Origin of the sequence: Streptomyces griseorubiginosus (genome assembly GCF_017614965.1) — a bacterium.
Classification (GTDB): Bacteria; Actinomycetota; Actinomycetes; order Streptomycetales; family Streptomycetaceae; genus Streptomyces; species Streptomyces griseorubiginosus_B.
This window is the reverse complement of sequence record NZ_WVUG01000299.1, coordinates 1-10,726: the sequence shown is the minus strand read 5'-3', so window position 1 is coordinate 10,726 and position 10,726 is coordinate 1. Positions and strand designations below refer to the sequence as shown.

The window sequence follows — 10,726 nt, the reverse complement described above, 5'->3', positions numbered from 1 at the left end:
GCCCACCCGCCCGTCCACGGCGGCGGCCAGCGTGGTCGACGTGTTCACGATGAGCAGATCCCCGGCCCGCAGCAGCCGGGGCAGCTCCCGGAACGCGTGATGCGACACCTCCGTCCCCCGCGACACGAGCAGCCGCACGGCGTCCCGGTCGAGCCCGGGCCCACGCTGCTCGACCGGGACACGCGCCGACAGCTCCTCGGGCACGTGCACCGCCAGCGTCATCGCCCCTCCACCAGCAGCGACGGAGCCGCGTACCGCCCGCTCGCCGGCCGCTCGTCCAGCAACCGCAGGAACGCCGGAACCACAGCGGCCGGCGCGGGCCGCGGATCGTCGTCGTCCGGTACGGCCGCCGCGTACAGGTCCGTCGCCATGTCCCCGGGGTCCACCGCCCACACCCGCAACCCCGGCTCCTCCTCGCCGAGCACCGCCGCCAGCTGGTCCAGCGCCGCCTTGGACGCCCCGTACCCGCCCCAGGTCTCATACGCCTCGGCGGCCGCGTCCGAGCTGACCGCGATCACCGCGCCGGCCTCCGCGGTCCGCAGCAGCGGCAGCGCCTCCTGGACCAGGCCCAGCGCGGCCACCACGTTCACCTCCAGCGCCCGCCGCAGCCCGTCCAGGGGCAGCTCCTCCAGCCGCAGCAGCGGCTCGGCGCCCAGCGCGCTCGCGTTGCTCACCAGCAGATCGACGCCGCCCAGCTTCCACGCCGCCGCCACCAGCTCGGCCCGGTGCCCGGCGTCCGTGACGTCCCCGGGCAGCGCCCGCACGCGCGTGCCGTGCGTCGCCTCCAACCCCGCCGCCGTCTCCCGGAGCACCTCGGCCGTCCTGGCGTCGAGCACCAGGTCCCAGCCCCGCGCGGCCAGGGCCTCGGCGAGCGCCCGCCCGAGCCCCTTGGAGGCCCCCGTGATGATCGCTACCGGCATGACTCCACGTCCCCTCGTCGTCGCCGCCGTCCGACGGCCATTGCCCTCAACGTAGGAACGGGGCCCGCCCGCCGGCCTCGGACGCGGGCACCAAAGCGGCGCGGCCCTTCGCCCTACGTCGCAGGTCCGGGGCCCCGGACCTAGGCCGACCGCCCTAGGCCCAGCGGCCCGGGCCGGGCACCCACAGGTCCGATCCGCGCTGTCACACCCCGCCGGTACCGTGAGGTCATGAGTCAAGGCCCCCGGACCGGTCTCGCCGCCGTCAGCGACGCGCTGCTGGCCATGAGCAGGCATCTCGAGGTGCGTGACGTCCTCAAGACGATCGTCGCCTCGGCCCGTGAGCTGCTCGGCGCGCAGTACGCCGCGCTCGGCGTCCCCGACGACCACGGCGGCTTCGCCCAGTTCGTCGTCGACGGGGTCAGCGACGACCAGTGGAAGGCCATCGGCCCGCTCCCGCGCCAGCACGGCATCCTCGCCGCGATGCTGCGCGAGGCCAGGCCGGAGCGCCTCGCCGACGTGCGCAAGGACCCCCGCTTCGAGGGCTGGCCGTCCGCCCACCCCGACATGTCCGACTTCCTGGGCCTGCCCATCCGCGACGGCGACGAGGTCATCGGCGCCCTCTTCCTCGCCAACAAGCAGAACTGCCCCAAGCTGGAAGGCGGTTGCGGCTTCACCGAGCAGGACGAGGACCTGCTGGCCATCCTCGCCCAGCACGCCGCGATCGCCCTCACCAACGCCCGCCTGTACGAGCGCAGCCGCGAACTGACCATCGCCGAGGAACGCTCCCGCCTCGCGCACGAACTGCACGACGCCGTCAGCCAGAAGCTGTTCTCCCTGCGCCTGACCGCCCAGGCCGCCGCCGCCCTCGTCGACCGCGACCCCGCCCGCGCCAAGGGCGAACTGCAGCAGGTGGCCGCGCTCGCCGCCGAGGCCGCCGACGAACTGCGCGCGGCCGTCGTCGAGTTGCGCCCCGCCGGTCTCGACGAGGACGGCCTCGTCGCCACCCTGCGCACCCACGTCCAGGTCCTCGACCGCGCCCACACCGCGCGCGTCACCTTCGACAGCCAAGGTGTGCGCGCCCTGCCCTCCGCCCAGGAGGAGGCCGTCCTGCGCGTCGCCCAGGAGGCCCTGCACAACGCCCTCAGACACTCCGCGGCGCAGCACGTGCGCGTGACCCTGGCCCGCCACGGCACCGGGACGCTGCTGCGGGTCACCGACGACGGCACCGGCTTCGACCCCAAGGCCGTGCGCCGGGCCGGACGCCACCTCGGTCTGGTGTCCATGCGCGACCGCGCGAGCGGGGTCGGCGGCACGCTGACCGTGGAATCGGCGCCCGGCAAGGGCACCACGATCGAGATGGAGGTCCCCGGTGGCTGACGCAATCAGGGTGCTACTCGTCGACGACCACCAGGTGGTCCGCCGCGGCCTGCGCACGTTCCTGGAGGTGCAGGACGACATCGAGGTCGTGGGCGAGGCCGCCGACGGCGCCGAGGGGGTCGCCCGCGCCGAGGAGTTGAGGCCCGACGTCGTCCTCATGGACGTCAAGATGCCGGGCATGGACGGCGTGGACGCGCTGCGCAGACTGCGCGAACTGGACAACCCCGCGCGCGTGCTGATCGTCACCAGCTTCACCGAACAGCGCACCGTGGTCCCCGCCCTGCGCGCCGGAGCCGCCGGGTACGTCTACAAGGACGTGGACCCCGACGCGCTCGCCGGCGCCATCCGCTCCGTGCACGCCGGGCACATCCTGCTCCAACCCGAGGTCGCGGGCGCCCTGCTGTCCCAGGAGGAGGCCAACTCCGGCCAGGGCAGGGCGGGCTCGCTCACCGAGCGGGAGCGGGAGGTGCTCGGCCTGATAGCGGACGGCCGCTCCAACCGGGAGATCGCCCGCGCCCTCGTCCTGTCCGAGAAGACGGTCAAGACCCACGTCTCGAACATCCTGATGAAGCTCGACCTCGCGGACCGCACCCAGGCCGCCCTGTGGGCCGTACGCCACGGCGTGGCGGGCTGAAACGCCCTGTGCGGGGCCGCACGGACGGCAATACGGAGGGTTCCGCTCCGGACTGAGATTCATACCGTCGTGGGAATGTCCCCCGGATGGCGCAACCTCCGGTGATCTCCGCCGTTCTCCAGTGCGTGCCGCGGCGACTGCCGCGGCGATCGCTAGGAGGGCTCAGAAGTGAAGAACCTGAAGAAGGCAGCGGCCGTGACGATGGTGGCCGGCGGTCTGATCGCCGCCGGTGCCGGGATGGCCTCCGCCACCGACGCGCACGCCGACGGCCAGGCCGTGGGCTCCCCGGGCGTCGTCTCGGGCAACCTCGTCCAGGCCCCGGTGCACATCCCCGTGAACGCGGTGGGCAACAGCGTGAACGTCATCGGCGCGCTGAACCCCGCCTTCGGCAACCTCGGCCTCAACCGCTGACGTCCGCCGACAGCGGTCGGTGACCTCCGGCCTCCCGGGTGCTCCCGGGAGGCCGGTCAGCTTTTCCTCCGACTGATCCGAACGGGCAGTCGGCGTCCACCGCCCGTACCGCCCCCGTTCCCACCCTCGTTGACCAGCGCACGACCCCCGGCCGGGTCGTCACGTAATCGCAGGAGGAACACTTCCCATGAACATCGCCAAGAAGGCCGCCGTGGCCCTCACCGTCGCCGGTATCGCCGCCGGCGCCTCCGCCGGTGCCGCGGTCGCCAGCTCGGACGCCGACGGCGCGGCCGTGAAGTCCCCGGGCGTCGGCTCGGGCAACCTCGTCCAGGTCCCCGTCCACGTCCCCGTCAACGTGGTCGGCAACAGCGTGAACGTCATCGGCCTGCTCAACCCGGCGTTCGGCAACAAGGCCGCGAACAGCTGACGCCGGACCGCCCGACGAAGGGCCCCTCGAGTCCACGGCGACTCGAGGGGCCCTTGCGCGCACCGGCCGGGGACGCTCACCGCATCCCGCGCTCCCGCTCCTCCACATACGCGTTGTAGGCCGCGACCTGCGCCCGCCGAGCCGTCCGCTCAACAGGCCGCAGGGCCTCGGCCCGAGCCCCCATCTCCGCCGAACTCACCGCGCCCCCGTGCCCGTTCTCCCGGGCGAGGGACACCAGCAGACCCACCCGCTGCGCCAGCTCCAGCACCCGCACCGCTCGCGGCGGATACCCCGGCGCCAGCACCTCCCGGCCCCGCTCGGCCCGCGCCCGGTACGCGTCGATCGCCGCCTCCGCGGCCGGCCCCGACCCGGCCACGTCCAGCCGCGACAGCACCTCCGTCGCCTCGCGCAGCGCCTCCGCCAGCTCCCGCTCCGCCTCGCCGAGCGAGGGCACGTCCGCGGGCGGGGCCTCCCGCACCGGCAGACAGTGCCAGACCACCTCGACATGCACATCACCGTCGGGACCGGCCTCGTACACCTCCGGCACCAGCCCCAGCGCGGCGCCGTGACAGACCACCGCCTCCTCGGCCTCGATGGCCCGCGCGTTGAACTCCGGCGGACCGCTCAGCCCCAGCGGATGCCCCGGCGCGGGCAGCGCCACCCTGAGACCGGTCACTCCGAGCGCCCGCAGCCGCCCCAGCCCGAGCGTGAGCCCGACCGGCCCCGACTCGCCGGGCAGCCCCTCCATCCGGTGCACGGCGTCCTCCCCGACGATCGCGAGCACCGCGTCGTCCGGCGAGACAAGTCCGGCCAAAAGGGCGTTTCCCCAAGCCGCAAGGCGTCCTGAACGTGGTTCCGAGAGCATGCGTCCACCCTAAGGACCGGACCGATGGAATGGACCGGCCGACCGGTGGCGTAGATTTCTTCGAGGGCGGCGCCCACAGGCGCCCGCGACGCCGAGACGCCGAGACCGGTCACACTGCAAGGGGAGACAACGCGCTCATGAGCGATGTTCTGGAGCTGGAGGACGTATCCGTGGTCCGCGAGGGCCGGGCTCTGGTGGAGGAGGTCTCCTGGTCGGTCAAGGAGGGCGAGCGCTGGGTCATCCTCGGCCCCAACGGCGCCGGCAAGACCACCCTCCTGAACGTCGCCTCCAGCTACCTCTACCCCAGCAAGGGCACCGCCACCATCCTCGGCGAGACCCTCGGCAGGCCCGGCACCGACGTCTTCGAACTGCGCCCCCGCATCGGCGTCGCCGGCATCGCCCTGGCCGACAAGCTCCCCAAGCGCCAGACCGTCCTGCAGACCGTCCTGACCGCCGCCTACGGCATGACCGCCGGCTGGCAGGAGGAGTACGAGGACATCGACGAGCAGCGCGCCCGCGCCTTCCTCGACCGCCTCGGCATGAGCGACTACCTCGACCGCAAGTTCGGCACCCTCTCCGAGGGCGAGCGCAAGCGCACCCTCATCGCCCGCGCCCTGATGACCGACCCCGAGCTGCTCCTGCTCGACGAGCCCGCCGCCGGCCTCGACCTCGGCGGCCGCGAGGACCTCGTACGCCGTCTCGGCCGTCTCGCCCGCGACCCGATCGCCCCCTCGATGCTGATGGTCACCCACCACGTGGAGGAGATCGCCCCCGGCTTCACCCACGTCCTGATGATCCGCCAGGGCAAGGTCCTCACCGCCGGCCCCCTGGAGCTCGAACTCACCTCCCGCAACCTCTCCCTCTGCTTCGGCCTCCCGCTCGTGGTGGAACAGGTCGGCGACCGCTGGACGGCCCGCGGCCTCCCGCTGTCCTGACACCTCGGCAACAACCGGGGGGTTACGGACTTTTGCGCCCTGTCCGTGAACGGACCGCCGGACCTACCATGACCATGTGAACGACATCGACGCCTGGGTGTGGTGGCTGGTCGGCGCGGCCGCGCTCGGAATCCCGCTCGTGGTAACGGCGATGCCGGAGTTCGGCATGCTCGCGGTGGGAGCCGTCGCCGCCGCGGTCTTCGCCGGACTCGGCTTCGGCGCCGTGGCCCAGGTGCTCACCTTCGTCGTCGTCTCGGTCGCCCTGATCGCCGTCGTCCGGCCCATCGCCGTCCGGCACAGCAGACAGCGTCCCCAACTCGCCACAGGCGTCGACGCGTTGAAGGGCAAACAAGCCGTCGTCCTCGAACGGGTCGACGGCTCAGGTGGCCGGATCAAGCTCGCCGGCGAAGTCTGGTCGGCCCGCTCCCTCGACACCGAACGCGCCTACGAAGTAGGCCAGGAAGTGGACGTTGTGGAGATCGAGGGGGCGACCGCGATCGTCATCTGACCTCGTACGACTCAACTGAACCGAACGGTACCCGAGTTGCACGACGGTCTGTCAGACTCGACCAGCAAGATCTTCAACAAGCATAAGATCTTCCGAGAGCGCCGAGGCGGAGAAGGGTACGGGGAACGACGATGGAACCGGTCATCATCGTCCTGATCATTCTGGTGGTGTTGGTCTTCATCGCCCTGATCAGGACCATCCAAGTCATTCCACAGGCCAGCGCCGCCATCGTGGAGCGCTTCGGCCGCTACACGCGGACGCTGAACGCCGGCCTCAACATCGTCGTCCCGTTCATCGACACCATCCGCAACCGCATCGACCTGCGCGAACAGGTCGTACCGTTCCCGCCGCAGCCGGTGATCACCCAGGACAACCTGGTCGTCAACATCGACACGGTCATCTACTACCAGGTGACGGACGCCCGCGCGGCCACCTACGAAGTCGCCAGCTACATCCAGGCCATCGAGCAGCTGACGGTGACCACCCTCCGCAACATCATCGGTGGCATGGACCTGGAGCGGACCCTGACCTCCCGCGAGGAGATCAACGCGGCCCTGCGCGGAGTCCTCGACGAGGCCACCGGCAAGTGGGGCATCCGCGTCAACCGCGTGGAACTGAAGGCGATCGAGCCGCCGACCTCCATCCAGGACTCGATGGAGAAGCAGATGCGCGCCGACCGTGACAAGCGCGCCGCGATCCTCACCGCCGAAGGTACGCGCCAGGCCGCCATCCTCACCGCGGAGGGCGAGAAGCAGTCCCAGATCCTGCGTGCCGAGGGTGAGGCCAAGGCCGCCGCCCTGCGCGCCGAGGGCGAGGCCCAGGCCGTCCGCACGGTCTTCGAGGCCATCCACGCCGGCGACCCCGACCAGAAGCTCCTCAGCTACCAGTACCTGCAGATGCTGCCCAAGATCGCCGAAGGTGACGCCAACAAGCTCTGGATCGTCCCCAGCGAGATCGGCGACGCCCTCAAGGGCCTGTCCGGCGCGATGGGCAACTTCGGCGTGGGCGGCGGCTCGAACGGCGGCGGCTCAGAGAAGGCCACGGAACGCCGCGAGAACCCGTCCATAGACTGACGGTTCCCTACAAACGGAGGTTCCCCGCACCCACCCAAGGGGCGCGGGGAACTGCGCGACAAGCCACGGACGGCCGGCAGCCGCGAGACCACCGAACCCGGCAGTCGGAACGCTACGCGGCGTCCATGGCCAACCAATCAGGCAGCGCCTCGAACTCCTCGGCGCCAAGAGCCAGCAGCATCGCGTCACGCGGCGTGGGCTCGAACGGCTGCCTGAGCAGCGGCATCCCCGCCTGCTCCGGAGTCCGGTCCGCCTTGCGGTGGTTGTCCTCCGCGCACGAGGCCACCGTGTTCAGCCAGGAGTCCGTACCACCCTGCGCCCGCGGCACCACGTGGTCCACGGTCGTGGCCCGGCGACCGCAGTACGCGCACCTGTGCCGGTCCCTGACCAGCACACCCCGCCTGGACCACGGGGCTTGTCTTCGGAACGGCACCCGTACGTACCTGCAGAGCCTGATCACCCGGGGCACGGGTATGTCCACATCGGCGCCCCGCATGCGCAGTTCGGGGTGGGCCTGCTCGACGACGGCCTTGTCCTGCAGCACCAGGACAACGGCTCGGTTCAGCGTCACCGTCGACAGCGGCTCGAAGCTCGCGTTCAAGACCAGCGTGTCCCGCATCCAGCCCACCTCCTCTGTGCACCGGCCCACCCCCTGGCGGGCTGGATCAACTCTGGCCGGGCACGCCGAGATGGACAACGCAATAAAAACTGCCCGCCCCTGATCAATTCCAAGACCAGGGGCGGGCAAACGTTCCATGAACGTCAGTCTTCGGCGGGCACCTCGTACTCACCGATCAGCTGGGCACGCGCGATCGCGTGGAACCGCAGATTGAAGCCGACGACCGCCGGGGTGGCATCCGCGTCCGGTCCGAGCTTCTCCTGGTCCACGGCGTACACCGTGAACACGTACCGGTGCGGTCCGTCACCGGCGGGCGGAGCCGCGCCCCCGAAGTCCTTGGACCCGTAGTCGTTGCGAACCTGGATCGCGCCCTCGGGCAGTCCCTCGAACTTGCCGCTGCCCGCACCGGCCGGCAGCTCCGTCACCGAGGCCGGGATGTCGAACACGACCCAGTGCCAGAACCCGCTGCCCGTCGGGGCGTCCGGGTCGTAGCAGGTCACGGCGAAGCTCTTGGTCTCGGCGGGGAAGCCCTCCCACCGCAGCTGCGGCGAGGTGTTGCCGCCCGCGTAGACCTGAGCATCCTTGAGCGTGGCGCCCTCCTGGACGTCCTCACTCGTCACCGTGAACGACGGCACGGGCGGGTGGAAGTCGTGGGGGAGCGGCCGCCGCTTGAGCTCGGTCACCTCGGTACCTCCTGATCGAATGACGTGAATCAGCGGTTCCGAGCCTAGAACCAGTTGCGCTTGCTGCCGACCTCGGACAGCCACTGGTTCAGATATGCCGCCCAGTCGGTCCCGTGGAAGTCGTGCAGACCCACCTGGAAGGACCGGAAGGTGTCACTGCCCTCGCTGAACAGCCCCGGCTTCTTGTCCATCTCCAGCACGACGTCCATCGCGTGCTCGTCGGCCACGAAGCTCAACTCGACCTGGTTCAGTCCGCGGTACTGGGACGGCGGGTAGAACTCGATCTCCTGGTAGAACGGCAGCCGCTGTCGCGTCCCCCGGATGTGACCGCGCTCCATGTCCGCGTTCTTGAAGCGGAAGCCCAGCTGGATGAAGGCGTCCAGGATCGCCTTCTGCGCCGGCAGCGGGTGCACGTTGATCGGGTCCAGGTCACCGGAGTCGATCGCACGCGCGATCGCCAGCTCCGTCGTCACCCCGATGTGCATCCCGCGCAGCGACTGTCCGTCGATCATCGTGATCGGCGTCTCCCACGGGATCTCCAGCCCGAACGGCACCGCGTGCACGGCGCCCGCCTGCAGCTCGAAGGCCCCACCGAGCCGCACCTTGGTGAACTCGATGTTCTGCTTGTACTCCTCGTCGCCGCTCTCCACCTCGACCTTGGCCTGCAGTCCGACGGACAGCCCCTCGATGTCCTGGTTCACGGACCCGCCCTGGATCCGTACCTCCCCCTGGACCACGCCACCGGGAACGACGTTGACCTCGGTCAGCACCGTCTCCACCGAAGCCCCGCCGGCCCCCAGACTCGCGAGCAGCTTCTTGAACGCCATGTCTCTCCCTCTGCGTGTACGTGCCGTACGTCCGGACCCTTGATCCCTGTAAACGCGATCCGGCCACGACCGGTTCCGCCCCACACCCTGGCAAGAAGGGGAAACCTTGACCACCCCTTGGCATCCAGCCGCCTGGACTACGCTCGGACGCCATGATCGCGCCCCCGGACCGTACGCCACTCCCCAGGGAGTTCTTCGACCGCCCCGTCCTGGACGTCGCCCCGGACCTCCTCGGCCGCATCCTCGTGCGCACCACACCCGACGGTCCGATAGCCCTGCGCCTCACGGAGGTGGAGGCGTACGACGGCCCGAACGACCCCGGCTCCCACGCCTATCGCGGCCGCACGCCCCGCAATGACGTGATGTTCGGTCCCCCCGGTCATGTGTACGTCTACTTCACCTACGGCATGTGGTTCTGCATGAACCTCGTCTGCGGCCCCGAGGGCCGGGCGAGCGCGGTCCTGCTCCGCGCCGGCGAGGTGATCGAGGGCGCCGAACTCGCACGCAAACGTCGACTCTCGGCCCGCAACGACAAGGAACTGGCCAAAGGCCCCGCCCGCCTGGCCACGGCCCTGGGGGTGGACCGAAGCCTCGACGGTACGGACGCGTGCGCCGCCGGCGACACCCCCTTGCGCATGCTCACGGGCACCCCGGTCGCCTCCGACCAGGTACTCAGCGGCCCCCGCACCGGAGTGGCCGGCGAAGGAGGCGTCCACCCCTGGCGCTACTGGGCCGCCAACGACCCGACGGTGAGCCCTTATCGAGCCCATACGCCGAGGCGCCGCCGAAGTTGACGCTGCCCTGGAAGGTGCGTAATGTAGCCCGAGCCGCTTGAACCGGGTACGGCGATCCGCCAGCAGCCGGAAGCGGCCAAACCACTACCTACGATCACCCCTCAGCGGGGTCGAGTTCGTCATGTCCGCATGCCTGAATTCGAACTCGCGGAACTCGATTATGAGCTCACCGGGGAATCGGCTAACGTAGTGAATGTCGAAAGGCCCCGCCGACAGGGAATCAGGCCCGAAAGGATCTGATAGAGTCGGAACCGCCGGAAAGGGAACCGCGAAACAAAAGCGGGAACCTGGAAAGCACCGAGGAAATCGGATCGGAAAAAGGTCTGATAGAGTCGGAGACGCAAGACCGAAGGGAAGCGCCCGGAGGAAAGCCCGGAAGGGTGAGTACGAAGGAAGCGTCCGTTCCTTGAGAACTCAACAGCGTGCCAAAAATCAACGCCAGATATGTTGATACCCCGTTCCCGGCCGGTTTCGGTCCGGGGCGAGGTTCCTTTGAAAAAACACAGCGAGGACGCTGTGAACCATCGGATCATTCCTCCGGTGGTTCCGCTCTCGTGGTGTTGCACCGGATATCCGGTAAACATTCACGGAGAGTTTGATCCTGGCTCAGGACGAACGCTGGCGGCGTGCTTAACACATGCAAGTCGAACGAT

12 protein-coding genes, 1 rRNA gene and 2 pseudogenes are annotated in these 10,726 nt (G+C 70.1%); 9 read left to right on the top strand and 6 right to left on the bottom strand.

The features are described from left to right. Nucleotides 1–222, bottom strand: a pseudogene (locus GRC12_RS36040) (S-adenosylmethionine:tRNA ribosyltransferase-isomerase); the annotation flags it as partial. Further along, entirely contained in the window at nt 219–920 is a 702-nt protein-coding gene (locus GRC12_RS36035) for an SDR family NAD(P)-dependent oxidoreductase (protein ID WP_208784240.1), read from the bottom strand. The pseudogene GRC12_RS36040 and the gene GRC12_RS36035, both read right to left, overlap by 4 nt. Nucleotides 921–1,148: 228 nt before the next feature. Between GRC12_RS36035 and GRC12_RS36030 the strand changes: the two genes are divergently transcribed. The 4 genes from GRC12_RS36030 (at nt 1,149) to GRC12_RS36015 (ending at nt 3,769) form a co-directional block, all read left to right on the top strand. Continuing rightward, nucleotides 1,149–2,297: a GAF domain-containing sensor histidine kinase gene (locus GRC12_RS36030; RefSeq protein WP_208784239.1), complete on the top strand. Its 1,149-nt coding sequence runs from the start codon at nt 1,149–1,151 to the stop codon at nt 2,295–2,297. Next, nucleotides 2,290–2,931 carry a response regulator gene (locus tag GRC12_RS36025; protein ID WP_133048267.1) on the top strand — a complete coding sequence of 214 codons (642 nt, stop codon included), beginning with the start codon at nt 2,290–2,292 and terminating at the stop codon, nt 2,929–2,931. The genes GRC12_RS36030 and GRC12_RS36025 overlap by 8 nt, the downstream gene beginning before the upstream one ends. A gap of 168 nt (nt 2,932–3,099) precedes the next feature. Next, complete coding sequence (gene chpE, locus GRC12_RS36020; protein ID WP_133048268.1) at nt 3,100–3,342, top strand: chaplin ChpE; 243 nt, start codon at nt 3,100–3,102, stop codon at nt 3,340–3,342. A gap of 187 nt (nt 3,343–3,529) precedes the next feature. After that, the gene (locus tag GRC12_RS36015; RefSeq protein ID WP_208784238.1) at nt 3,530–3,769 is read left to right on the top strand and encodes a chaplin family protein; all 240 of its coding nucleotides are present in this window, start codon (nt 3,530–3,532) and stop codon (nt 3,767–3,769) included. A 76-nt stretch (nt 3,770–3,845) separates the two neighbouring features. Here GRC12_RS36015 and GRC12_RS36010 read toward each other — a convergent pair whose 3' ends face one another. Next, on the bottom strand, nt 3,846–4,634 hold the full coding sequence (locus tag GRC12_RS36010) for a hypothetical protein (RefSeq protein WP_208784237.1): 789 nt from the start codon (nt 4,632–4,634) through the stop codon (nt 3,846–3,848). A gap of 29 nt (nt 4,635–4,663) precedes the next feature. On the opposite strand from GRC12_RS36010, the pseudogene GRC12_RS36005 reads away from it, so the two are divergent. The 3 genes and pseudogenes from GRC12_RS36005 to GRC12_RS35995 all read left to right on the top strand — a co-directional run. Next, nucleotides 4,664–5,302, top strand: a pseudogene (locus GRC12_RS36005) (ABC transporter ATP-binding protein); the annotation flags it as partial. A gap of 343 nt (nt 5,303–5,645) precedes the next feature. After that, complete coding sequence (locus tag GRC12_RS36000; RefSeq protein WP_208784235.1) at nt 5,646–6,077, top strand: NfeD family protein; 432 nt, start codon at nt 5,646–5,648, stop codon at nt 6,075–6,077. Nucleotides 6,078–6,208: 131 nt separating this feature from the next. Then, nucleotides 6,209–7,150 (top strand): SPFH domain-containing protein, encoded by a 942-nt coding sequence (locus tag GRC12_RS35995; protein WP_133048273.1) that lies wholly within the window; start codon nt 6,209–6,211, stop codon nt 7,148–7,150. A gap of 112 nt (nt 7,151–7,262) precedes the next feature. On the opposite strand, the gene GRC12_RS35990 is transcribed toward GRC12_RS35995, so the two are convergent. From GRC12_RS35990 to GRC12_RS35980, 3 genes are all read right to left on the bottom strand, one after another. Next, nucleotides 7,263–7,769, bottom strand: a complete 507-nt coding sequence (locus GRC12_RS35990; protein ID WP_133048274.1) for an HNH endonuclease — start codon at nt 7,767–7,769, stop codon at nt 7,263–7,265. Nucleotides 7,770–7,912: 143 nt separating this feature from the next. Beyond that, nucleotides 7,913–8,452, bottom strand: a complete 540-nt coding sequence (locus GRC12_RS35985; protein ID WP_208784234.1) for a YbhB/YbcL family Raf kinase inhibitor-like protein — start codon at nt 8,450–8,452, stop codon at nt 7,913–7,915. 44 nt (nt 8,453–8,496) lie between these two features. Further along, nucleotides 8,497–9,279: a sporulation protein gene (locus GRC12_RS35980; protein WP_208784233.1), complete on the bottom strand. Its 783-nt coding sequence runs from the start codon at nt 9,277–9,279 to the stop codon at nt 8,497–8,499. Between the two features lie 152 nt (nt 9,280–9,431). Between GRC12_RS35980 and GRC12_RS35975 the strand changes: the two genes are divergently transcribed. Further along, entirely contained in the window at nt 9,432–10,073 is a 642-nt protein-coding gene (locus tag GRC12_RS35975) for a DNA-3-methyladenine glycosylase (protein ID WP_208784232.1), read from the top strand. 583 nt (nt 10,074–10,656) lie between these two features. Further along, nucleotides 10,657–10,726, top strand: a 16S ribosomal RNA gene (locus GRC12_RS35970); the annotation flags it as partial.

Bases quoted from the DNA above. Each gene is read 5' to 3' on its own strand.
- GRC12_RS36035 (WP_208784240.1), bottom strand. From the start codon at position 920: ATGCCGGTAGCGATCATCACGGGGGCCTCCAAGGGGCTCGGGCGGGCG.
- GRC12_RS36030 (WP_208784239.1), top strand. From the start codon at position 1,149: ATGAGTCAAGGCCCCCGGACCGGTCTCGCCGCCGTCAGCGACGCGCTG.
- GRC12_RS36015 (WP_208784238.1), top strand. From the start codon at position 3,530: ATGAACATCGCCAAGAAGGCCGCCGTGGCCCTCACCGTCGCCGGTATC.
- GRC12_RS36010 (WP_208784237.1), bottom strand. From the start codon at position 4,634: ATGCTCTCGGAACCACGTTCAGGACGCCTTGCGGCTTGGGGAAACGCC.
- GRC12_RS35995 (WP_133048273.1), top strand. From the start codon at position 6,209: ATGGAACCGGTCATCATCGTCCTGATCATTCTGGTGGTGTTGGTCTTC.
- GRC12_RS35990 (WP_133048274.1), bottom strand. From the start codon at position 7,769: ATGCGGGACACGCTGGTCTTGAACGCGAGCTTCGAGCCGCTGTCGACG.
- GRC12_RS35980 (WP_208784233.1), bottom strand. From the start codon at position 9,279: ATGGCGTTCAAGAAGCTGCTCGCGAGTCTGGGGGCCGGCGGGGCTTCG.
- GRC12_RS35975 (WP_208784232.1), top strand. From the start codon at position 9,432: ATGATCGCGCCCCCGGACCGTACGCCACTCCCCAGGGAGTTCTTCGAC.